Annotated in this window: 18 protein-coding genes; 14 read left to right on the top strand and 4 right to left on the bottom strand. The window is 37.6% G+C overall.

Translation table 11 applies throughout. The features are described from left to right. The first annotated feature begins 80 nt into the window (after positions 1 to 80). From dnaA to ACNEUN_RS00240, 7 genes are all read left to right on the top strand, one after another. Positions 81 to 1802: a chromosomal replication initiator protein DnaA gene (gene dnaA, locus ACNEUN_RS00270; protein WP_463630068.1), complete on the top strand. Its 1722-nt coding sequence runs from the start codon at positions 81 to 83 to the stop codon at positions 1800 to 1802. Between the two features lie 506 nt (positions 1803 to 2308). Beyond that, positions 2309 to 3433, top strand: coding sequence for a DNA polymerase III subunit beta (dnaN, locus tag ACNEUN_RS00265; protein WP_463630066.1), 1125 nt, complete (start codon positions 2309 to 2311; stop codon positions 3431 to 3433). Positions 3434 to 3541: 108 nt separating this feature from the next. Next, the gene (gene recF / locus ACNEUN_RS00260; RefSeq protein WP_427876009.1) at positions 3542 to 4819 is read left to right on the top strand and encodes a DNA replication/repair protein RecF; all 1278 of its coding nucleotides are present in this window, start codon (positions 3542 to 3544) and stop codon (positions 4817 to 4819) included. Beyond that, positions 4816 to 5280 (top strand): DciA family protein, encoded by a 465-nt coding sequence (locus ACNEUN_RS00255; protein WP_463630063.1) that lies wholly within the window; start codon positions 4816 to 4818, stop codon positions 5278 to 5280. Before recF ends, ACNEUN_RS00255 begins: the two co-directional genes overlap by 4 nt. Positions 5281 to 5487: 207 nt before the next feature. Then, the gene (gene gyrB / locus ACNEUN_RS00250) at positions 5488 to 7563 is read left to right on the top strand and encodes a DNA topoisomerase (ATP-hydrolyzing) subunit B (RefSeq protein WP_463630061.1); all 2076 of its coding nucleotides are present in this window, start codon (positions 5488 to 5490) and stop codon (positions 7561 to 7563) included. 67 nt (positions 7564 to 7630) lie between these two features. Continuing rightward, positions 7631 to 10285 carry a DNA gyrase subunit A gene (gene gyrA, locus ACNEUN_RS00245; RefSeq protein WP_463630059.1) on the top strand — a complete coding sequence of 885 codons (2655 nt, stop codon included), beginning with the start codon at positions 7631 to 7633 and terminating at the stop codon, positions 10283 to 10285. Between the two features lie 330 nt (positions 10286 to 10615). Then, complete coding sequence (locus ACNEUN_RS00240; RefSeq protein WP_427877648.1) at positions 10616 to 11101, top strand: DUF3566 domain-containing protein; 486 nt, start codon at positions 10616 to 10618, stop codon at positions 11099 to 11101. A gap of 123 nt (positions 11102 to 11224) precedes the next feature. Here ACNEUN_RS00240 and mscL read toward each other — a convergent pair whose 3' ends face one another. Both mscL and ACNEUN_RS00230 read right to left on the bottom strand, forming a co-directional pair. Next, complete coding sequence (mscL, locus tag ACNEUN_RS00235; protein WP_463630057.1) at positions 11225 to 11641, bottom strand: large conductance mechanosensitive channel protein MscL; 417 nt, start codon at positions 11639 to 11641, stop codon at positions 11225 to 11227. 41 nt (positions 11642 to 11682) lie between these two features. Further along, positions 11683 to 12360, bottom strand: coding sequence for a phosphatase PAP2 family protein (locus ACNEUN_RS00230; protein WP_463630055.1), 678 nt, complete (start codon positions 12358 to 12360; stop codon positions 11683 to 11685). Positions 12361 to 12533: 173 nt separating this feature from the next. Here ACNEUN_RS00230 and ACNEUN_RS00225 point away from each other — a divergent pair, with 173 nt between their 5' ends. Genes ACNEUN_RS00225 through pknB form a run of 7 tightly spaced genes read left to right on the top strand, consistent with a single transcriptional unit; the run spans position 12534 to position 21557 of the window. Then, positions 12534 to 13235, top strand: coding sequence for an FhaA domain-containing protein (locus ACNEUN_RS00225; RefSeq protein WP_427876021.1), 702 nt, complete (start codon positions 12534 to 12536; stop codon positions 13233 to 13235). A 31-nt stretch (positions 13236 to 13266) separates the two neighbouring features. Then, positions 13267 to 13824, top strand: a complete 558-nt coding sequence (locus ACNEUN_RS00220) for an FHA domain-containing protein FhaB/FipA (protein WP_427876023.1) — start codon at positions 13267 to 13269, stop codon at positions 13822 to 13824. Between the two features lie 4 nt (positions 13825 to 13828). Continuing rightward, positions 13829 to 15514 (top strand): PP2C family protein-serine/threonine phosphatase, encoded by a 1686-nt coding sequence (locus ACNEUN_RS00215; protein ID WP_463630052.1) that lies wholly within the window; start codon positions 13829 to 13831, stop codon positions 15512 to 15514. Continuing rightward, positions 15511 to 17067 carry an FtsW/RodA/SpoVE family cell cycle protein gene (locus tag ACNEUN_RS00210; protein WP_427876027.1) on the top strand — a complete coding sequence of 519 codons (1557 nt, stop codon included), beginning with the start codon at positions 15511 to 15513 and terminating at the stop codon, positions 17065 to 17067. The genes ACNEUN_RS00215 and ACNEUN_RS00210 overlap by 4 nt, the downstream gene beginning before the upstream one ends. Beyond that, positions 17060 to 18526, top strand: coding sequence for a peptidoglycan D,D-transpeptidase FtsI family protein (locus ACNEUN_RS00205; protein WP_463630050.1), 1467 nt, complete (start codon positions 17060 to 17062; stop codon positions 18524 to 18526). The genes ACNEUN_RS00210 and ACNEUN_RS00205 overlap by 8 nt, the downstream gene beginning before the upstream one ends. Continuing rightward, entirely contained in the window at positions 18523 to 19488 is a 966-nt protein-coding gene (locus ACNEUN_RS00200) for a serine/threonine-protein kinase (RefSeq protein ID WP_463630048.1), read from the top strand. Before ACNEUN_RS00205 ends, ACNEUN_RS00200 begins: the two co-directional genes overlap by 4 nt. Further along, entirely contained in the window at positions 19485 to 21557 is a 2073-nt protein-coding gene (pknB, locus tag ACNEUN_RS00195; protein WP_463630046.1) for a Stk1 family PASTA domain-containing Ser/Thr kinase, read from the top strand. The genes ACNEUN_RS00200 and pknB overlap by 4 nt, the downstream gene beginning before the upstream one ends. A gap of 333 nt (positions 21558 to 21890) precedes the next feature. On the opposite strand, the gene ACNEUN_RS00190 is transcribed toward pknB, so the two are convergent. After that, on the bottom strand, positions 21891 to 23000 hold the full coding sequence (locus ACNEUN_RS00190) for a class E sortase (RefSeq protein WP_463630388.1): 1110 nt from the start codon (positions 22998 to 23000) through the stop codon (positions 21891 to 21893). A gap of 26 nt (positions 23001 to 23026) precedes the next feature. Next, entirely contained in the window at positions 23027 to 23794 is a 768-nt protein-coding gene (locus ACNEUN_RS00185) for a DUF881 domain-containing protein (protein WP_463630045.1), read from the bottom strand. Positions 23795 to 23843: the final 49 nt, after the last annotated feature.

The raw sequence follows: 23843 nt of genomic DNA, 5'->3' as shown, positions 1-23843 counted from the left end.
AATGTGCGAAATTTTTTCTTCGAAACCAAAACATAAAAATATCATCTAAATGCGTGATATTTATAATCTTGGGGGGTGAAATGGCTGAAACATTAGGCGACCCAGCGGCACAAGCTGCCATAATCTGGTCGAGTACTCTTACTGTGTTGCAGCATAATGCCCTCTTGACTGCTAGAGATAAGGGCTGGTTTGAAGGTGTACAGCCTGAAGCGGTTTTTGGTACAACAATAGTTTTATGTGTTTCTAATGCGGAAGCTCAGCAAGCTTTACAAAATGAGCTTAATGCGCCGCTACTTACTGCTCTAAAAATTTGCACTGGAAAAGATATGTTTCCTGCTTTTAAAATCGTTCCTCAACATGAGCAGCGACAGGAACCTACATATGTTCAGTCTGCTATAAGTGATGCTAACTACGTTTCTTCTAATAATCACGCGGCAAAAACTTTTGTTCAAGAAAATAGCAATATAAATAATTCATATGCAAACAGCAATTCTGATAATAATGTTCAGAATTTTGCGGAAAATGATAAAAATTACGCTAATAAAAGTGATTTAAATAATTCTGATTATTCATCTTCTTCCGATAAAGTAAGTTTAGAGGAAAATAATTCTTCTAAAATAAACGATTTACCTGCACAACCTGATTTTGATCACGCTACCGGTTTATCTGATTTGCAGAAAACTACTATGCTTTCTTCTATCCCTAATCAAACCGGTAAAATGTCAATTTCTGTTAAGAGAGATCCTGTAACGCATCTTAATACTTGCGCTACTTTCGATACTTTTGTTCCGGGTGATTCCAACCGTTTTGCTCGTACAGTAGCTTTGGCTGTTGCTGAAGGTTCAGGTCGTGATTTTAACCCGTTATGTATTTATGGCGGATCAGGCCTTGGTAAAACTCACTTGCTAAATGCTATTGGAAACTATGCTTTAGTAAAAGATTCTTCACTTAAAGTGCGTTATGTTACGAGTGAGGAATTTACTAACGAATTTATTGAGGCTCTTCAAAATCCGAATCAGAGTCAAGGACAGATTGCTGATTTTAACAAACGTTATCGCGAAGTAGATGTTCTTCTTATCGACGATATTCAGTTTTTGGGTGGTAAAGAAGCTACTTTAGAGCAATTCTTCCATACTTTTAATGCTTTATATCAGGCTAGTAAGCGCATTGTTATTGCTTCTGATGTGGCTCCTAAAAATTTGAAGGGCTTTGAATCTCGTTTAATTTCTCGATTTGAGTCTGGTTTAACTGTTGATATTAAGCCACCTGATTTGGAAACTCGTATAGCTATTTTGAGAATGATGGCTATGATGAGCAACACTACTATACCTAGTGACGTTTTTGATCTTATTGCTGAACGTTTTACTGAGAATATACGCGAGCTTGAGGGTGCTTTAACTCGCGTTACTGCAGTTGCATCTCTTAGCAATCAGCCTGTTAGTAAAGCGCTTGCTGAGCAGGCTTTGCAAGATTTCTTTGCTATAGATATTGAGGTTCGTCCTACGGATATTATTGGTCAGGTTGCTCAATATTTCCATCTCACTTTTGATGAGTTAGTAGGTAGACAGCGCACTAAAAACGTTGCTCTTGCTAGACAAATTGCCATGTATCTTGCTAGAGAGATGACAAGCATGAGCCTAGTTGATATTGGTGAAGTTTTTGGTGGAAGAGATCATACTACTGTTATGCACGCTTATACTCGAGTAAGCGGGGAAATGCAGGAAAAGCAGGAAATTTATAACTATGTTATGGAATTAACTGTTCGCTTAAAGCAAAATCCTGTTAAGAAGAATAATGCTTAATATTATTTTCTTCTAATTTTTTGTTTTCTTAATTTAATTTAATTTAGTAATTTTTTTATTTTTAGATTTTTATTATTTACTGTTTTCCACAGTTTTGTTCTTACTTTGTTAATTAAGAAAATAAAAGTTATCCACATAGTTAATAACAAATGTGGGTAAAATCCGTGTATAAGTCGTGGAAAACGCCGTATAAAAAAGTTAATAAGTAGTTGATAAATAAAGATTTTTTGTTAATAAAAATTTGAATAGCTAAGTATGTGGATAACTCGGCTACTTATGCACATTACTTTGAAGATTTTATTAACAAGTATGAGGTGTGTATAACGTTGTTATTAAAAGCTTTTTTCGAGTTATCCACATACTCACAGTGCTTATTACTACTATTATTTTTATTTTTTAAATAATAATGCTCATAAAAATAAGTTACGAAAATCTGAAAAAGAAAGAAGCATTTAAAGTAGCCCTTACGCTAAGATAAATTCAGAAATATTACGAAACGAGGAAGCATGAAAGTAGAAGTTAACTCTGCATCACTTGCTGATGCAGTAGCTTGGACTACAAGAGTTATTGATAATCGTCCTGCAAATCCGATTCTTGCAGGTCTTAAAATTGAAGCAAAAGATGGTTCACTTCAACTTTCTGCTTTTAACTACCAAATTTCTAGTCGTCACCATATTGAAGCTGGCGTAGAAGAAGCAGGTAGTGTACTCGTTTTAGGTAGATTAATGGCAGATATTACTAAATCTTTACCTAACGAAAAAACTTGCTTAACTAGCAACGAAACTACTCTTACTATTACTTCAGGAAAATCAACTTTTACACTGCAATTAATGCCACAAGGGGAGTACCCAGATTTGCCTGAAATTCCTGAAACATTAGGAAAAGTTGATGCTCCAACATTTATTCAGGCTGTAAATCAGGCATCTGTTTCTATTTCTCATGAAGAAAATCGTCCTGTATTAACAGGAATTCGTATGCAATTTGAAGATGACACGGTTATTATGACATCAACTGATCGCTTCAGATTATCTCGATCAACTTTCACTTGGAGTCCTGAACAAAATAATATTCAGTCAACAACTCTTGTTAAAGGTACTTTACTTCGTGATATTGCCCGTTCTTTTGATGAACATCAAAACGTTACTCTTCACTTAAACAGTGAAAATCCTTCATTACTAGGTTGTGAAAATGCTGGAAGAACAAGTACTTCACAACTTATTGATGGAGAATTTCCTACTGTTGATCGTCTTTTTATTGATGATTATCCAATACATGCTGTTATTAATAGATCTACACTTATTAATGCTATTAAACGTGTTTCTTTAGTTGCAGAGAAGAGTGCTCCAATTCGCATGACTTTTTCTGGAAATGAATTAGCACTTAGTGCTGGTAATGTAGACGAATCTCAAGCGCATGAAATTCTCGATATTGATATGGATGGAGAAGATATTACTGTTGCATTCAATCCTACATATCTTATTGAAGGTTTAAGTGCAATTAGTGAGCCTTACGTTCATATGAAAATGGTTACTGCTGTAAAGCCTGTAGAATTTAATGGTCAACAGGAAAGTGATGGCGATGAATCAATGAATTATCGTTATCTTTTAGTTCCTATGCGCTTAAACAGTTGATTTTTATAAAAATTACTATATTTTTCTTGGTTTTACTTAAATTTTAGGTACAACCAAGAAAATTGGTAGACTTTTTATTTAATTTTATATTTTCAAAGAAAGTAAACAATGTATATTTCGCGACTTGCTTTAGATCATTTTCGCTCGTGGAATAATTGTTTACTTCACTGCGAAAATGGAATTAATATTTTATATGGAAAAAATGGTTTTGGAAAAACCAATATTGTAGAAGCTATTGAAGTACTTTCTACGGGAACTAGTCACAGAGTATCTTCAGTTTTGCCTCTTATTGAAAGAGAAAAAACTTCTGCAACTATTCGATGCAATCTTTATAAAGATAGTAATAGCAGTGAAAATACAACTTTAGAAGTTACTTTATTTGCAAGAGGAGCTAACAGAGCAAGAATTAATGAAGGAAAATCCTGCTATATGCGAGATATTCTTGGAAAGCTACTATCTGTTTCTTTTACTCCGCAAGATCAATCAATTATTATGGGAGATCCTTCTTCAAGACGTAACTTTATTAATCAAGCAGGAATATTATTAATACCTAATTATGCTAAATATTTGCAAGAATACGTTCATACAGCACAACAGCGTGCAGCTTGCTTAAAAAATATTAAAGAAAATAATATTCAAGAAAAGCAGTTATATCTTTCTACTCTTGAAATTTGGACAGGAAAACTTATAGAAACTGGAATAGTTTTAACTAGACTTCGCAACAAAACTATTAATCTACTTAAACCTTATTTTTCTGAAATAGTTCACAATCTTTCTGAAGGACAGAATTCTGATATTTCTTATAAACCTTCATTTGAAGAATTAGATTTAAATAGTAATTCTGAAAACATGCTAGCAAATACTCTTATTAGCGAGCATTTTCAGCGCTTGTATTTAGGTGAAGTTGCAAGAGGATACAATCTTATAGGCCCTCATCGTGATGATTTTATTATTACTTTAGATAATCTTCCTGCTAAAGAATTTGCTTCAAACGGTGAATCTTGGACACTTGCTCTTGCTTTAAAAATGGCTTTACTTAAAGCTTTAGAAGATTCTTATAATAATAAGCCAATAATTATTTTAGATGATGTTTTTGCTCAGCTTGATGAAAGCAGAAGAGAACAAATTCTTGATTTTGCTACTAAACAAGGTCAAGTTTTTATTACTACAACTTCTTTACGAGATATTCCAGAAAGTAGAATATTAGATAAAGCTAATTTAGTTGATATTTCTTCTCTTAAAAAAGAAAATAATTTTGATGATGATGAAAATATTAAAATAGCTAAAAATATTGCTCAGTTGCGTAATAATATTAACTACAGTTTGGATGATGAAAATCTTGAACAAGAACAAGATAGTAGTAGTTGTGAAAGTAGTGTGTTATGAACATTCCTGCGTATAAATTATTACATCTTGATACTAGAAAATTACCTGCAATTGTTTTTGAACCAATTTTTGCAAAATCTACTAGAGATATTAATAGGGAAAATATTGCTGAAGAAGCTTTTGAAAACTTTGGAAAGCCTGGAAGAGATCCGAATAATTTTATTAGTATTCTTCAAATTTTTGCAAAAAATAACAAGTGGAATCAGCAGTTAGATATAGCAAAACTAAGATCATCTTGGAATAGTGTAGTGGGGGATGGGATTGCTAATCATTGCGAAATTGCGCAAATAAGAGATGGAATACTTTATATTAGAACGCAGTCTGCAGTTTGGTCTACTCAACTTTCCTACTTACTTCCTTCTTTAAAAGAAAAAATATCTAAAGAATTACCGAATATCTTTATTAGTGAAATTAGAGTTATTGGTCCGACGACTACAAAACTAGGCTCTTGGAAACGATAATTTTACGAAAAATCAAGTAATTTTACGCAAAATTATTAAAAAATAATCGAAATTAAATAATGCCTCTTATTAAAGAGCGGTCATTATGTGTGTGTAGAATGTCATGTATTGTAGTTCAATCGCTATAAGAGCCTTTTTTGTGCTTTCTAGCGTGTATCAACCTCGTAAATGCCTCTTGGCATGAGGTAATACGGGAAGGGATCGAAAGTGTCAAACACTGAAGATGATTCGATGAAGAGTACTGTTGAAGAACATAAACTTGATGATGCTCAACTTGATGATTCATTAGCTCCTGAACATTATGATGCAAGTGATCTTCGAGTACTCGAAGGTTTAGAGGCAGTTCGTATTCGTCCAGGCATGTACATTGGTTCAACAGGCCCTAGAGGATTGCATCACTTAGTGTACGAAATTGTTGACAATTCCGTTGATGAAGCTTTAGCTGGATACGCTTCTCATATTGAAGTTACTATTCTTCCAGATAATGCTATTAAAGTTGTTGATGATGGACGTGGTATTCCAGTAGATGAAGTTCCAGGTGAAGGTGTTTCAGGTGTTGAAACAGTTATGACTAAGCTTCACGCTGGTGGTAAGTTTGGTGGCGGCGGTTACGCTGTTTCAGGTGGCTTGCATGGAGTTGGTATTTCCGTTGTTAATGCACTTTCTACAAGAGTAGAAATTGAAGTTCGTCGTCAAGGATTCCACTGGACTCAAACTTATGTAGATCAGCATCCTACAGCTCCTTTAGCAAAAGGTAAGCCAATGGAAGAAGGGGAATCTACTGGTACATCTGTAACATTCTGGCCGGATGGCGCAATTTTTGAAACAACTATTTATGATTTTGAAACCTTGCGTTCTCGTTTCCAACAGATGGCTTTCTTAAATAAAGGTTTGAAGATTTCTTTAACCGATTTACGTAAGCCAGATGAAGCTGGGGATGAGGTTGCTGGAGATTCTGAATCTTCTAGTGAAGAAAAACATAGAAGCGTGAGTTATCAGTATGAGCATGGTATTAAAGACTATGTTGATTACTTGGTTAAATCTCGTAAATCTGTTCCAGTAGAGCCAGATGTTATTGATTTTGAGGCTGAAGATCTTGAAATTGGTATTTCTGCGGAAATTGCTATGCAATGGACTGTTGCTTATTCGGAAGCAGTTCACACTTTTGCTAATACTATTTCAACTACTGAAGGTGGTACTCACGAAGAAGGTTTCCGTGCAGCACTTACCTCTTTAGTTAATCGTTACGCTCGCGAAAAGAATATCTTAAAAGAAAAAGATACTAATCTTTCTGGTGATGACGTTCGCGAAGGCTTAACAGCAGTTGTTTCAGTAAAGCTTACAACTCCACAGTTTGAAGGTCAGACTAAAACAAAACTTGGTAATTCTGAAGCTAAGACTTTTGTGCAGAGAGTTATGACTGAAAAACTTGGTGACTGGCTTGATGCTCATCCAAGTGAAGCAAAGAATATTATTCAAAAAGCTATGGAAGCTTCTCGTGCTCGACTTGCTGCTAAAAAAGCTCGAGAAAATACTCGTCGTAAGTCTATTTTTGAAACTGCTGGAATGCCAGATAAGCTTAAAGATTGCCAGTCAAGTAATCCTGAAGAATGCGAATTATTCATAGTCGAGGGTGATTCTGCAGGTGGCTCAGCAATTCAAGGTCGTGATCCTATTACGCAAGCTATTTTGCCTTTGCGCGGTAAGATTTTGAACACTGAGCGCGCTTCAATCGATAGAATGATGAAGTCTGAAACTATTGAATCTTTGATTACTGCTGTTGGTGGCGGTTATGGTGAAGACTTCGATTTAAGCAAGGTTCGATATCACAAAGTTATTATTATGGCTGATGCTGATGTTGATGGTGCTCATATTGCTACTTTGAATTTGACACTATTCTTCCGTTATATGCGTCCTATGATTACAGCCGGATACGTTTATGTTGCTATGCCTCCTCTTTACCGTTTGAAGTGGAGCAAGGGAGCACATGACTTTGTTTATACGGATGCTGAGCGAGACAGAGTTTTAGCAGAAGGTAAAGCTGCTGGTCGTCAACTTCCTAAAGGTGAAGGTATTCAGCGATATAAGGGCTTGGGTGAGATGAGCTATCAGGAACTGTGGGAAACAACTATGGATCCTGAACATCGTATTTTAAAGCAAATTCATATTGAAGATGCTGCTCGTGCTGATGAAACATTCTCCATGCTTATGGGCGATGAAGTAGAGCCTCGTAGACTCTTCATTCAAAGAAATGCTCATGATGCAAGGTTTATTGATGCCTAAAACTTAACAATATTAATAATTGTTAGTTGCTAAAAATACTTAAATATAGTAAGAAAAAGGAATTACATTGGTAGATGAAATTAATTCCGTCAATAATGATGGTGAAGAGCAGCTGCCGGACGGATCAATGGAGCCTCAAAGCCCGCAGGAAGCAGATAATACTGATTATGGCTTAATGAAGGGTGCTCGTGTAAAGCATATGGATTTGCAGCAGGAAATGCGCGAATCATATCTTGCTTATGCACTTTCCGTTATTGTTGAGCGTGCTTTGCCAGATGTTCGAGATGGTTTAAAGCCTGTTCACCGCCGCGTTATTTACGCTATGTATGATGGTGGTTATAGGCCTGATCGCGGATATAACAAGTGCTCTCGCGTTGTTGGCGATGTTATGGGTAAGTATCACCCTCATGGTGATTATGCTATCTATGACACTTTGGTGCGTATGGCTCAGTCTTGGTCAATGCGCTATATGCTTGTTGATGGTCAAGGAAACTTTGGTTCCCCAGGAGACGATCCTGCAGCAGCAATGCGTTATACGGAATGCCGTATGGCACCTTTGGCTATGGAAATGGTACGAGATATTGATAAAGATACCGTTGATTTCCTGCCAAATTATGATGGTAAAACTCAAGAGCCTACTGTTTTGCCAGCTCGTTTCCCAAATCTTTTAGTTAATGGTTCTGCTGGTATTGCTGTTGGTATGGCAACCAATATTCCACCTCATAATATGCGTGAAGTGGCTGATGGTGTGCACTGGGCTTTGGATCATCCTGATGCAAGCAAAGAAGAACTTCTTGAAGCTTTAATTCAGAGAATTAAAGGACCTGATTTTCCTACTGGAGCAACCATTTTAGGTCACAAAGGAATTGAGCAAGCGTACCGTACAGGTCGCGGCTTAATTACAATGCGAGCAGTAGTTAATACTGAGGAAATTAAGGGACGTATGTGCTTGGTTGTTACCGAGCTTCCATACCAAGTTAATCCTGATCGTTTAGCTGCTTCTATTAGGGAAGCTGTACGAGATGGAAAGATTCAAGGCATTGCAGATATGCGCGATGAAACGTCTGGTCGTACTGGTCAGCGTTTGGTTCTTGTTCTTAAAAGAGATGCTGTTCCAAAAGTTGTTTTAAATAACTTGTATAAGCATTCGCAATTGCAGCAAACTTTCGGCGCAAATATGCTTGCTTTGGTTGATGGCGTTCCTAGAACTTTGAGCTTGGATGCGTTTATTCGTCATTGGGTAACTCATCAGCTTGAAGTAATTGATCGTCGTACTCGTTATTTAAAGCGTGAGGCTGAAGAGAGAGATCATATTTTGCAAGGCTATTTGAAAGCTTTGGATATGATCGATGAAGTTGTTGCTTTAATTCGTTCATCTAAAGATGTTGATACTGCTCGCACTGGTTTGATGAATTTGCTTGATGTTGATGATGTTCAAGCAGATGCTATTCTTGCAATGCAGCTTCGTAGACTTGCAGCTTTGGAACGTCAGAAGATTCTCGACGAGCATGAAGATTTGATGCGCAAGATTGCTGATTATAACGATATTTTGGCAAGCCCAGAACGTCAGCGCAAAATTGTTGGCGATGAGCTTGATGAAATTGTTGCAAAATATGGTGATGAGCGTAGAACTAAGATTCTTCCATTCTCTGGTGAAATGAATGTTGAAGATCTTATTGCTGAAGAAAACGTTGTTGTTACCGTAACTCGCGCAGGTTATATTAAGCGTACTAAGGCAGACGAGTATCGTGCTCAGCATCGCGGTGGTAAAGGAATTAAGGGAGCAAAGCTTCGTGAAGATGATGTAGTTGATCACTTCTTCTTAACTTCTACACACAATTGGTTGTTGTTCTTCACTAATCGTGGTCGAGTTTACCGTCTGAAAGCTTACGAACTTCCAGAAGGATCTCGCGATTCTAAAGGTCAGCATGTTGCTAATTTGCTTCAGTTTACTCCTGGAGAAACAATTCAAGCAGTGTTATCAATTCCAAATTATGATGTTGCTAAATATTTGGTTTTGGCAACTCGTTCTGGAAAAGTTAAGAAAACTGCTTTACAAGAATATGATTCTCCACGTCAAGGCGGTTTGATTGCAGTACGCTTGATGGCAAACGAAGAAACAGGTGAACCTGTTGATGAGCTTATTGGTGCAGCTTTATGCAATTCAGAAGATGACATTATTCTTGTTTCTAAGCTTGGAATGAGTTTGAAGTTTAGAGCAGATGATGAACAACTTCGACCAATGGGTCGTCAAACTGCAGGCGTACAAGGCATGCGGTTTAGAGATGGCGACGAATTACTTGATATGGATGTTGTTTCTGCTGAAACAAGCAAAGATCTTCTCGTTGTTACTAATGAAGGTTTTGCTAAGAGAACTGCCATTGAAGAGTATCGTTTGCAAGGAAGAAACGGATATGGTGTTAAAGCTGTTCAACTTGCAGAAGGTCGCGGCTCATTAGTTGGAGCTTTGATTGTTGAAGAAACAGATCAAGTAATGGCAATTATGAAGTCCGGTAAAGTAATTCGCTCTGACGTTAATGAAGTGAAGCGTACAGGTAGAACTACTCAAGGCGTGACTTTAGCTAAGCCAGATAAGGGTGATGAAATTATTTCTATCGCTCGTAACGAAGAAACAACTGATGATATTTCTGAATCTGAAAATAATGATTCTACAGAATCAGTTACGGAATCTGTAGAAGCTAGTAATAATTCAGTAGCTTAAATAAAATCAGTTTTAAATAAAATAATAAAAATTAAATAATTTATTGAGAGTATTAGTAAAAACAAGTGGTTTATAGTCCGTTTTTACTGATACTCTCATTGATATAAACAAACGTGGTATAACCTACAAAATAGAAGGAATATCGAGATGAGTGAGAATTTTGAGCCATTGAGTAACTCAACTAACGAGAGTAATTCTTCAGTGTTTCCTCATCGTGAAGAATCTGGTTCTTCCTCAGAATATAATTTTCCTTCTGCTAGAGTAGAAATGACAGAAGAAGAAGCAGATAGAGCGTCTGCAGCAGGGTTGAGAGTATCACCATTTAGTGATATAAGATCATCATCTTATTCATCTTCTGCTCGAGTAGCTAATAGTACTCCTAGAACAGTTGGAGGTATGGCTTCAACTACTTCTGGAATAGAAAATAATTCTCACCGTTCTAAGACTCATCCTCGTGCTAGAAGAATGAGTTTGTCACTTGTTAAAGTAGATGCCTGGTCTGTTGCAAAAGTAACTTTCCTTCTAAGTGTTGCAGGAGGAATTATTCAAGTTATAGCATCCGGATTAGTTTGGTTGTTCCTGAATATGGTTGGTGTTTTCGACCAAGTTACGCAAATTGTTTCTTCAACAGGCCTTGATAGTAATGGTCTTAATCTTGCGGATGTTTTCTCACTTCCAACTGTGCTTAGTGCTGTAACTATTTTGTCTATCGTAGAAATAGTTATTATTACTATTCTTTCTGCTATTACTGCACTTCTATATAACGTTGTTGGTGCTCTTGTTGGTGGTATCCACGTAACTTTAGGTGATGATTAATATCTTCACTAATTAATTTTCATGTAATCATCAGTGTATTACATGGTTATAAAATAGCCCCGCTTACCATTTTAAGTGGGGCTTTATTTTGCTTAAAATATTTTATTTCAAACTTTTATGAGTTTACTTTTCTTTTTTAACTAACTCATCTCTAATTTCTTGCAAAAGAATAATAGTTTTTTCTTCACGCTCTTTACGTTTTTCTTCATCAGTTTTTTCTTGATCAATTTGAAGAAGATTAGCGCTTACTTCTCTTAATTTGTTAATTGGCAAAACAATGAAGAAGTATACGGAAGCTCCTACTATAAGAAAATTTAATATGGCACCAAGAACAGCTCCGAAAGAAATTGTTGCGCCATTAATGGTTATAGTTAATACTCCATTAAGTTCCGTTTTTCCGCAGATTATTGCTATAAGAGGGTTAATAACATGTTTTACTATTGCTGTTACTACGGAAGTAACTGCACTACCCATAACAACACCGACAGCCATATCAATAACGCTGCCTCTTGAAATAAATTTTTTAAATCCTTTAATCACAATTACTTCTTTCTAATAAATATATGAGATTTTGTAATCTGTTAGTTTTCGTTAGATATGTATAAACCGTGATTTTGGAATACTTTCAATAAAGTTGCAGAAAGAAGAGGATAAATAATTGCTGCTGCTAAAACGTCAGTAGGGAAGTGAGCTGCAACAATAAGTCTAGAAATTGCCACGATGATAACAACAACACCGCACAAAATAAGCATAATTTGCGTAAGTTTAGGCTTAACAACATAAATAATTAGCATAAGCATTGTGCATACTGCAACTGCTGCAGAAGTGTGACCACTTGGGAAACTAGGATCAGGAGGTAATTTCAAAGACAATCCTATATATGGTCTAGGGCGATGAACAGCAAACTTAACTGCAAAAATATAAACCATAGGTAGCAGAGAAATAAGAAGCTGTATTAAAAGTACATGCCAGTCTCTAATAAGAATATAAGAGAGAATTGCTAACAAAATTATTAATACTATGCAACCTTTTGTAGAAAAAACAGTTGCAAGAATATTAGAAAAACCTGCTAAAAATGATGGCGAATTCTTATGAAACCAAGAAACTATAGTTGTTTCGTAAGAACGTTCTTCAGGAGAAACAAGTAAACTCTTACCAATACATGGAACGCATACTGCAAGAATAAGCGTTATTGAAGTTGTCATATTTCTGAGTAGTGAAAAACGTGTATCGCCGCTATTTTGAGTATTATTCGTCATACTTTTAAGAGTACACTCAAGAGTACACTCAAATCACGTAAAATCACAGAAAATGAATAGTTTTGATAAACTATTAATGCAATGTTGTAACTGTAGTAAAATAAGAAACTTACATGAGTTGAATACCGTACGCGGTGACGAGTACTATGATGAACAGATAGAAAGGGTTTATCATGAGCGTGTTTGACCGATTTGAGAAGAGCGTGGAAGGTGCAATGAACGGCGTCTTCGCAAAATTCGGCTCCAAAGATTTGCAGCCAGTTGATCTTTCCAGCGCGTTGGAAAGAGAAATTGATGCTGAAGCTATGCCGATTGGTAGAGATCATACTGTTGCTCCTAACGAATACCGTTTTAAGTTGAGTACTCCTGATTTCGATCGTATTGAGCAGTGGGGTAGTGAAGCGTTAGCTAATGAGCTAGCTGATAATTTAACTCAGTACGCAAAAAGTCAGCATTATGCTTTTGTAGGTCCTGTAGTTGTTATTTTTGAGGAAGATTTAGAGCTTACAAAAGGTAATTTCCACTTAACTTCTGAGTCTGTTCAAGGTAATGCGGTTCCTGTTACAACTGACGATCAGTCTCAAAGTCATCCAATGTTGGAAATTAATGGAAATCAGTACTTATTGACTAAAGATCGCACTATTTTAGGACGCGGTTCTGGCTGCGATATTGTTATTGATGATCCTGGTATTTCTAGGCGTCACCTTGGTATTGATATAACTCCTGATGGCGTCATAGCTCGTGATCTTGGATCTACGAATGGCACATACGTAGAAGGTCATCAAGTACCTGCAGCAACACTTCTTGATGGCAATACGATTACTATTGGTCGTACTCGTATTCTTTACTGGGCTTCTTCTCAAGAGCAGGAGTAACTGAAACTTCTCACAAGGAGACGAAGCACCCATGATATTTACTGAATTAACTTTTGCGATACTAAAGTATGGATTTTTAATTCTACTTTGGGTTTTCGTATGGTGTGCCGTTCGATCTTTGCGCAGAGATATCGAAATTTTCAGTCCAAAGAAATCTTTTTCTTGGAAGAAGAAAAATCGTCACTCATCTAAAGCTGTTCCTAATCGTCAGCCTATGCCAGCGCAACCAGTTATCGCACATCCTCCTGTGCCACCTCAGCCAATGGTTCAACAGCGTACTTCTAATACAGTAGAGAGACCTACATTATTGGTTATTATTGATGGTCCTTTAGCTGGATCATCATTCCCGTTGGATGCTGCAGGTGTTACTTTAGGCCGTGCTCCTTCAAATACTGTTGTTCTAAACGATGAGTTTGTTTCTTCGCATCATGCAAGAGTGTATTTCAACCAAACTGTGCAATCCTGGATTCTTGAAGATTTAGGAAGCACAAATGGAACTATGATAGGACACTCTCGTGTAACTGAACCAGTAGTATTAGAGCCTCGTACTTCAGTTCGTATAGGCGCAACAATGTTTGAATTGAGGTGAGAATATGACACCAAACGATTCAAACAACAATGATGTTAATTTAGTTAATAATAAAGATTTTATTGCTGATACAACGCTTTTTATGTATGCAACAGCAGTGAGTGATGTTGGTACTGTAAGAAGCAATAATCAAGATTCTGCATTTGCTGGAGAACATCTTGCCGCAATATGTGATGGAATGGGTGGCCATGCAGGCGGCGATACAGCTTCTACTATTGCAATACGCTCATTAGCTCATATTGAGCAAGATTCTCGCCCTAATGATGTAAAAATTGTGTCTTCTATGCTTGAAACTTCAATTATGGCAGCTCACGATGCAATAGTTGGAAAAGCAAAAAGAGAACGCAAACTTGCAGGAATGGGAACTACAGTTACTGCTGTTACTTTAGTACACGGTTACTGGGTTTTAGCTCATTTAGGTGATTCTAGAGCGTATCTTCTTAGAGATAATCATCTTATGCGCATGACATCAGATCACAGTTATGTGCAGCATTTAATTGATACAGGTCATATTACTCCAGAAGAAGCGCGCAATCATCCTCAGCGTAATGTTGTTATGAGAGTTCTGGGTGATTTTGATATTGATCCTCGTCCAGATGTAGCTTTGCGTGCTGCTCATCCTTCAGATCGTTGGCTTTTATGCTCAGATGGTTTATGTGGAGTACTAGAAGATTCAACAATTCAAGAAACTTTGAGTACTATTTCTAATCAAGAAGAGTGCGCGCAAAAGCTAGTTTCAATGGCTTTGAAAGCCGGAAGTACAGATAATGTTACTGCAGTAATAGCGGATGCCACTTTAGCGTTAGACGCAGATGCTTTTGATCTTCCTCACCAAACGCCATTAGTAGGCGGTGCTGCAGGAAAAGATTTAGAAGCAATAGCAGATATTGTTAATAAAGCAGTAGCTTCCACTCCAGAACTTAGAGAAGGTAAAAATTCTCCTGCACAGCGTGCTGCAGCTTTAGCTCAAAACAATGAGTCAGAAAAATCAGATGATGAAAATAAAACTTCTTTATCTCGAATAGTACAACCATCGCATATTAGAGAAGAAGAAGGAGAATTTCATAATACTGATACTAACGAAATACCTATTGTTACTAAGAAAAATGGCAGAATTTCAACTGATCCTAGAGACCCGGATGTTGCTCGCGCTGTAAAACATGAGCAAGATGAGGCTCATAAAGCTAAACGTATTCGTTTACGTTGGACAAGAATTGGTATAACTTTGGCTGTACTAATGTTCTTAGTATTAGCAGCTTTAGGTGGTTACGGCGTATATTTGTGGACACAAACTCAGTATTACATTGGTAAAGATAGTAGCCATGTAGTTATTTATCAGGGTGTTCCTACTAACATTTTTGGTTTTGAACTTTCTCACAAGATTGAAGAAACAAATATTTGTGTTAAAAATCTAGACAAATCTTGGCAAGATCAGCTTAAAGATGGTATTACTTTCGGAAATCTTAAAGAAGCTCGCGGTCATATTAAGCTTATTCGCAAAGAAATGCGTGAGCGTGAGATTGAGAAACGTAAGGAAGAGCAGAAGAAGAATTCTTCTGATACTAATAACGCTACAAATAGTACGAATAGTAACTCTACTAATACTGATCAGCAGAATAATCAGCAACAGAATAATCAGCAACAGAGTGATCAGCAGAATAACTCTACTCAAGGAGGTAACGCTTCATGAGTATGGTAATAATGCGAATACGTCAAGCTACGCTACTTCTTCTTTCGCTTGTTATTAGTGCAATAGCATTTGTTCAAATGTTCTTCCGAATAGACGGATACATATCTACAAATTACATTGGTATGCTATCTCTTGTAACGCTACTGTTCGTAATATTGTGGGGAGTGTTACTTATAAAGCAGCCGTATTGCAGTCAAGCTATTCTCCCGTGCATGGTGTTACTAACTGCTATTGGCACTGTGATGATTGCTCGCATAGACAGGCAAAACAATACTAATGTAGCTATGAAACAGCTTATATGGGTTTGTGCAGCTCTTGTTTTGACAATCATATTTGTGGCAGTTTTCAACGATTATAGAGTATTAAGACGATTCTCATACATAAGCATGATTATTGGTCTTATACTTTTACTTTCTCCAATGACTCCAGGATTAGGAAAAGAAATTGGTGGAGCTAGAATTTGGATTGGTTTTGGAAGCCACACTATTCAGCCTGGAGAGTTTGCAAAATTATTCTTAGCATTCTTCTTTGCAGCATATTTGTTTAATCATCGAGACAGATTAGCTGTAGGTGGCAAAAAGATATTAGGCTTGCATATGCCTAGAGTCAAAGACATGGGTCCTATTGCAATCGTGTGGGCAGCTTCTATGGCAGTTTTGGTTGTTCAGCATGATTTAGGAACTTCATTAATGTTCTTTGCAATGTTCGTGTCAATGTTGTATGTTTCAACAGGCAGAAAAGGATGGCTTGCAATTGGTTGCGTAGCTTTCGTAATTGGATGTTTAGCTGCAGTAAAACTTTTTGCTCACGTACAGTATCGTGTTGATTCTTGGCTTCACCCGTTTGATCCAGTAGTATATAACCGCTTCCCAGGCGGTTCCGCTCAGATTGTATCAGGTTTATTTGGATTAGCTGCAGGTGGATCAACTGGAACAGGTTTAGGACAAGGTCATCCTGCTCTAACTCCGTTGGCTAATTCTGATTTTATTTATGCATCAATTGGTGAAGAGCTCGGTTTATCTGGTTTACTTGCCGTACTTATGCTTTATTTGATAATTATTTCTTCTGGAATGATTACAGCAATGAAAATTAAAGATGGTTTTGGTAAACTTCTTGCTTCTGGTTTAGTTTTTACTATGGCATTCCAAGTATTTACAGTTGTTGGAGGTATTACGCTTGTAATTCCACTAACTGGCTTAACTATGCCTTATATGGCTGCTGGAGGTTCTTCTCTTGTAGCAAATTATATTCTTGTAGCAATTCTTATAGTTATATCTAATTCTGCTAATAAGCCTGAAGTTAATGTCATGTCTGATACTTTCCAATATGAAGCTTTGGCGGCACTTCGTGAACGTGAGCTTAAAGAAAGAGAAAGTGATAAAGAATCACGTAAGAGTGAAGAACAAATTCCTTTTGAACAATCTTCTTACGAGAATTTTGCAGTAAATAATAACGTAAACTCGTATCCTAACGAGAATGAAAATTTGTTTGAGGAAGAATCGCCTTCAACAAGCACTATGCCAGTAGTGCAAGGAGGTGAGCAAAATGAATAAATGTTTACGTCAACTTTTTACAGCAGTAGTTTTTCTATTTTTAATACTCGGATTATCAACGACTTATATTACTTCTATACATGCAAGTAAGTTGAATGCTGATCCTCGTAATCGTCGTGCTTTATATCACGAATTTGGCGCTCCTAGAGGTGCTATATTAACTTCCGACGGTACAGTTATAGCGAAATCTGAACCTTCAAAAGATGCTTTCGTATATCAAAGAATGTATGCGCAAGGTGAAATATATTCTCCTATTACAGGTTATTTCTCTATAAGTCAGAGAGCAGATAGAGGAATTGAAGCATCAAGAAATGATCTTTTAAGTGGACAATCGGATGCTCTTTTCTTGAAACGAATTAAATCTCTATTTACGGGTGCTGAAGACAAAGGTGCTTCTATCGAAACATCTATTGATTCAAAATTGCAAACTCTTGCATACAATCTTATGAAAGGTAAAGATGGTGCAGTAGTTGCAATAGAACCTAAAACTGGACGTATTCTAGCTATGGTTAGTACGCCAAGTTATGACCCTAGCGAATTAGCGTTACATAATATTGGTAATGTTAATAAAGCTTATGCGCGTTTAACTTCAGATGCTTCAAATCCTATGCTAAATCGTAGCATATCTGAGTTGTATGCTCCTGGATCAGTATTTAAAACAGTAGTTGCAGCTGCAGCTCTTGAATCTGGAAAATATCAGCCGGATACAAAAATACCTGCAGGAGCTAGCTACATTTTACCTGGCACTAAAACGCCTCTTATAAATTCTAATCATCTAGCAAACGGTGTTGATGGTCAAATATCTTTCGAAGATGCGTTAGCATATTCATCTAACACTGCATTTGCTCAACTTGGTGTTTCTTTAGGGTCGGATGCGATTGTTAAGCAAGCAAAGAAATTTGGTTTCTTTGGATCATTTACATTAGACGGTTCTGATTCTAATAGTCTTCCTATGAGGCCGGTAACGTCTAAATTCTCTATAAAACCTACACCAGATAGATTAGCATTGGAATCTGTTGGACAAGGGGATTCAAAAATTACTCCTCTTCAGGGTGCAATGATCGCTTCAGCAATAGCTAATAAGGGTGTCCTTATGAAACCTACGCTTGTTGATTGCGTTAGAGCAAGCGATTTATCTGCACTTTCACAGACTTCGCCGACTGTTATGGGACAAGTTATGAGCAGTGATACTGCAGAAAAACTTACCGGAATGATGCAAGCTGTAGTAACAAAAGAAAACCCTAATCTTGCGCTAGGTAATATTCGTGTTGCCGTAAAAACAGGTACTGCACAACTCGGTGCTAGAAGTAAAAAAGTAAATGGTTGGGTAATTGGTTTTGCTCCCGCGGAAGATCCTAAAATAGCCATAGCTGTTATAGTGCACAATGCTAATACTTATGGAAGCTATTCTGCTGGACCTATTATGAAACAAATAATGAAGGAGGCGCTTACGAAATGAAACTTGTTGAAGGGCAGTTAGTTCATCACCGTTATCGTCTCGATCAACGTCTAGCTCAAGGCGGTATGGGAGAAGTCTGGAAGGGTTTTGATATACAGCTTGGGCGAATAGTAGCAGTAAAAGCTTTACGAACAGATACGAGTAATGTTGAAGCAAAATTAAGACGTTTACGTGCTGAAGCTCATAATTCCGCAAATTTGGCTCATCCAAATATTGCTGCACTTTTCGACTATTATGAGCATGACGGAATAGGTTTCCTAATAATGGAATATGTTCCGAGCAAGTCTTTAGCTGATTTATACAGAAAAGAAGGTGCGGTAGAACCTACTCGTCTTCTACCGATTCTTATTCAAACAGCCAGAGGACTGTTTGTAGCACACTCACATGGTGTTATTCATCGTGATGTGAAACCAGCTAATATTATGGTTTCTGAAACAGGAAATGTGAAAATAACTGATTTTGGTGTTTCATATTCTAACGATCAGGAACAGATTACTCAAGATGGAATGGTAGTTGGTACAGCGCAATATATTTCCCCAGAACAAGCTCAAGGTGAGCAGGCTACAGCACAGTCAGATATTTATTCTCTCGGAGTAGTAGCCTACGAGGGTTTGTGCGGACATAGGCCATTTACTGGAGCAACACCTGTTGATATTGCAGCAGCTCATGTAAATGATCCAGTTCCTCCACTTCCGGAAAATATAGATCTTCAGCTTAGACAGTTTGTTATGTCTATGCTCGCTAAAAATCCTGAAGATCGCCCTAAAGATGCTTTAGTGGTTTCAAAAATTTTGGCTCGAATTGAAAGAAGATTGTTGGATCAGCAAACGTTGTTTAATGATAAAACTTCAGTTCTTTCTCTTCCTGGATCTAGATCACTTAGACGTGTAAGAAGCATACCTCAAAATCAAGTTGATATTATTAGCATTTTTAATACCAATAATCGCAAGGAGCAGCAATGAATACCACAATGCCCACTTCGTTAGCGAATGGTCGATACGAATTAGGAGAGCTTATTGGACGTGGAGGCATGGCAGAAGTACGTGTTGCCACAGACAGGCGCTTAGGTCGTACTGTTGCTGTAAAAATCATGCGTTCTGATTTAGCTAATGATGAAATCTTCCTTTCCAGATTCCGCAGGGAAGCACACGCCATTGCACAAATGAATAATCCAAATATCGTAAACATTTACGATTCTGGAGAAGAAACAGTTGTGGTAGACAATGGCACGCAAGAGAGACTTCCATACTTAGTTATGGAGTATGTGCAAGGTAAAACTTTACGCGACATTCTTAAAATGAATGGTGCTTTAAACCAACGTGATGCTGAACAAGTTATGATTGGCGTGTTGAATGCTTTAGAGTATTCTCACCGCATGGGCATTATTCACCGTGATATTAAGCCTGGAAATATTATGATTTCCGAACAGGGCATGGTGAAAGTGATGGACTTCGGCATTGCTAGAGCTCTTGATGATTCTGCAACAACTATGACACAGTCACAAGGCGTTGTTGGAACAGCACAGTACTTGTCTCCTGAGCAGGCTCGCGGGGAGCAAGTAGACATGCGTTCCGACTTATATTCTGCCGGTTGTGTGTTGTATGAAATGCTTACAGGACGTCCTCCATTTACTGGTGATTCTGCTGTAGCTATTGCATATCAGCATGTTTCTGAAGTAGCTACACCGTTAAGTACTTTGGTACCTGGTCTGCCAGTTATGTGGGATAAGATTTGTGCTAAAGCTATGGCGAAAGATCGTCAAAATCGTTATGCTACTGCAGCTGAATTTAAAAACGATATTTTGGCATTCATGAGTGGGAATGTACCTACCGCAGAGGCTTTTAATCCTCTGAATGATCTTTCTAATATGAATGCAAGGAAGCAGGCTGAACAGACTGCTGCTACTATGGCTTTAAATGGCATAAAAGATGTGTCTGCAACTCAGAGCTTTAATCCTATAACAGGTCAATTTGATTCTTATAACACTGGTGTAAGTACTCGTGCGGCACAGCGTGCAACAATGCAGGCTCGTAGGCGTAAACGTGTTGTTATAGGTTCAATTGTTGGTGTACTTTCAGCAATAATCGTATTAGCTGGCATAATGTTTATGCTAAGCCGTGCTCGCATGAATGGAGAGGTTACTGTACCAACATTCAGTAGCACAACTACTAAGGATGCTGCTAGTGAAAAATTGCATGCTCTTGGATTGATTCCAGAAATATTGGATGATAATCAATCTTCTAAACCTGAAGGTGCTTTAACTAAACAGTATCCGAATGGTGGAGAACGAGTAGAAGTAGGTTCAAAGGTTAAGCTTTGGTTCTCAGTAGGACCGCAGTCTTCTAGAGTTCCAGATGTTACTGGTAAATCTCAAGACGACGCGAGAAGAATTCTTGAAAAAGCTGGTTTTAAGATAGCAAGCGTACGTGTTGAAGATAGTGCGGAAGTGAAGAAAGATCACGTAACTCGTACTGATCCTGATTCTGACTCGTTTGCAGATAAAGGTACTTCAATTACACTGTACGTTTCTTCTGGAATTATTAAGATTCCTGATAATCTGATTGGACAGAATAAAGATAGTGTAATTAGTCAGCTACAGAATATGGGATTCAACACGAATACTGTAACTGAAGAGTCTGATGATGTTCCAGAAGATTCAGTAATACGTTTAGATCCAGCTTCTGGAAGTTCCGTGAAAGCACATAGTTCTATAACGGTTTATGTGTCTAAAGGTTCTCCAAAAGTAGAAATTCCTCGTATTGCTTTGGGTACTGTGACACTTAAGCAAGCTCGACAAACTCTTGAAGCCAAAGGATTAAGAGTTACGACAGCTGCAATGGCTGATGATGACGATATTGTAATTTCCATGTCAGAAGAAGCTGGAACTAGTGTGAGCAAGGGTACTGCTATTACCCTTGTAACTAAGCCAGCAACAACGACTGGAAGCAGTAGCAGCACTAGCGGTAGTAGCAGTACTGGTAGTAGTGGAACATCTGATGATTTAGATTCTGCTTCTACATCAAAGCAGTAGTAAAGTTCTAAATAATAAGCAGTTCGACTGTTTTAATGAGAATAAGATTAGGCGGAAAGCGAAAGTTTTTCGCCTAATTTATTTAGAAGCCTGATTTATTTAGAAGCCTGTTAGTAAATAGTCTGTTAGTAAAATGCCTTAAGCATGCCAATAGCATCAGTATTAGCAACATAATAAGCAAGGATTTTAGAATAATAATATTATTCTTACTGTTCTGCGTCGTAATACTTTATTTAAAGTTATAAAGCAAGCAAAAAATAAAGGCAACTGCGTAATCGCAATTGCCTTTATTTATTTAAGCGCCCCTATAAGCCTTGTTATGCGCCTTGTAAGCTACGCAAGCGTATAGTTAGACATTTGATGCAGGAACGGTACGGTTGCGGCTGCAAAAGGGAAAATCCACTGAAGCAGTACAAGTGTAATAAAAAAGTAAATCAGCAATGATAAAACCCAACGAATAGGTTTAATTCCTGGCTGATATCTCAAAATACTTCCGAAAATACTCGCATCTGGCTTAGCTTTGCGGCCTGTGCGAATGAGACGAAGCTCTGGCCATTTCCAAGCGACAGCACCTGCAGCAAAAATAACAATATAGATAGCAATTACAACAAGCATGACTGGAACTAATGAGTCAAGCCTAGAAATAAGAGATTGCTGTTCGTTGTTTATAAACCTAACGTGTCCGTTTTCGTCCAAAGTAGAAAGCTCTTTAGGAATACCATCCTTAATCTTAGCCCAGTAAACGAATTCACCATAGCTGATCCAACGATGAGTTGGAACAGAATACTTTGGCTCACAAGTTGTAAGAGTAAGCATTCTCTTAGTTGGTTTCTCATCAGGATGTTCAGGATTTGGAGCAACAACTTCACCGTGATCTGGTGTAACAATCTTGTGTGTTGTGTACTTGTATACGAACCAGTAGTCTTTTGTGCGAACAATTATAGGATCTCCTGGTTGCAGCAAGTCAACATCACCTAAAGGTTGACCATAGCCTGCACGGTGGCCTGCTACCGCAAAGTTACCAATTTCGCCAGGCATTGCTGACTCATGATAATGTCCTAAACCACGCAAGTTAAGGATGTCGTTAGAAGTACCTTCTACAACGTTACGTTCCCACTGATTTCCGAATCGAGGTATGTATAAACGAGCTATAAGATCGCCTATATTGTTCTTATCTTTAAGAGCAGGAGGATCGTCTGTTTGTGGAATAGCGATTTTGGTTTTGTCTCCGCCTTGAGGGTTAGTCCACGAAGTGGCTTGACGTGCTTCTACCTGTATATGCTCAGCTTGAGCGCCTGTCCACCACATTTGCCACACGATATAAAGCACGCAAACAATAGCAGAGGCAATTAATATTTCGCCAATAACACCAATAGTTTGCCACAAAAAGCTTGATTTGCTTTTTTTAGTGCTTTCTTCGTTTGAATGGCTAGAACGCATTATGTACCCCTTTATTTGTTAATAACATCTTAAAACGCGGTGTTACCTGCAGAACCTTGAGAAACTGTAGCGTATCGCAGAGGTTGAAGTAAAGCAGACGATTCAGGGAATCGTAACTTATTCTTTTTTTCAATCTTCCATCCTAAGCCAAATGTACTCACATAGTCTTTATAAGTTTGTACAGCTGGTGAATTATTTAGAGCTTCATCCATAGAGTCCATCGGGCCAATAGCAGATATTCTATATGGTGGTGAGTACTGATGTCCTTGCAACATTAGTACATTACCTATGCAAATAACTGCCGAATTAAACAGTACACGCTGATCCTGAATCATCATCGCTTCAGCTCCACCCTTCCACAATGCGTTAACTACAGCTTCAACATCTTGTTGGTGAACAACATAATCATTAATGTTGCTTGTGCTGCCAGATCCGTTTACCGCATTTTTCCACAAAGGTGAGTCGTTAAGAGTAACTGTAATTCCTGGTCCTTCTAATTTAGGAAGTACTGTGCTGCTTCCTGTATCTGAAGAAATTTTAGCTACACTACCGCTGTCTACTAAAGTTTTATTAAGAAGAGTAATTTTAGAGTCTAAAGATTTTATATCTTCTCGCAAAGTTTTTGTTCGTTGAGAATTTCTCTCAACCATTTGACCAGTATTAGAAGTTACGAAAGCTGTGCGATTTACTCGAAGATTAGTTACAAACAGAAAGCCTGTTAAGCACACTGCAATAGCAACAGCAAAACTACCCAATGATGGGTGTTTGCTACTGTGCTTACCTGTACGTTTTGCCATAATTTCCCATTTTCTTTCTGCGTTCGAGTGTAACCACTATTATAGCGTG

The sequence above is a fragment of the Gardnerella sp. C0684A1 genome, assembly GCF_055326835.1.
The sequence above is the reverse complement of the archived record's forward strand: the minus strand, read 5'-3'. Positions and strand labels throughout refer to the sequence as shown.

Bases quoted from the DNA above. Each gene is read 5' to 3' on its own strand.
- dnaA (WP_463630068.1), top strand. From the start codon at position 81: ATGGCTGAAACATTAGGCGACCCAGCGGCACAAGCTGCCATAATCTGG.
- dnaN (WP_463630066.1), top strand. From the start codon at position 2,309: ATGAAAGTAGAAGTTAACTCTGCATCACTTGCTGATGCAGTAGCTTGG.
- recF (WP_427876009.1), top strand. From the start codon at position 3,542: ATGTATATTTCGCGACTTGCTTTAGATCATTTTCGCTCGTGGAATAAT.
- ACNEUN_RS00255 (WP_463630063.1), top strand. From the start codon at position 4,816: ATGAACATTCCTGCGTATAAATTATTACATCTTGATACTAGAAAATTA.
- ACNEUN_RS00230 (WP_463630055.1), bottom strand. From the start codon at position 12,360: ATGACGAATAATACTCAAAATAGCGGCGATACACGTTTTTCACTACTC.
- ACNEUN_RS00225 (WP_427876021.1), top strand. From the start codon at position 12,534: ATGAGCGTGTTTGACCGATTTGAGAAGAGCGTGGAAGGTGCAATGAAC.
- ACNEUN_RS00220 (WP_427876023.1), top strand. From the start codon at position 13,267: ATGATATTTACTGAATTAACTTTTGCGATACTAAAGTATGGATTTTTA.
- ACNEUN_RS00215 (WP_463630052.1), top strand. From the start codon at position 13,829: ATGACACCAAACGATTCAAACAACAATGATGTTAATTTAGTTAATAAT.
- ACNEUN_RS00210 (WP_427876027.1), top strand. From the start codon at position 15,511: ATGAGTATGGTAATAATGCGAATACGTCAAGCTACGCTACTTCTTCTT.
- ACNEUN_RS00205 (WP_463630050.1), top strand. From the start codon at position 17,060: ATGAATAAATGTTTACGTCAACTTTTTACAGCAGTAGTTTTTCTATTT.
- ACNEUN_RS00200 (WP_463630048.1), top strand. From the start codon at position 18,523: ATGAAACTTGTTGAAGGGCAGTTAGTTCATCACCGTTATCGTCTCGAT.
- pknB (WP_463630046.1), top strand. From the start codon at position 19,485: ATGAATACCACAATGCCCACTTCGTTAGCGAATGGTCGATACGAATTA.
- ACNEUN_RS00185 (WP_463630045.1), bottom strand. From the start codon at position 23,794: ATGGCAAAACGTACAGGTAAGCACAGTAGCAAACACCCATCATTGGGT.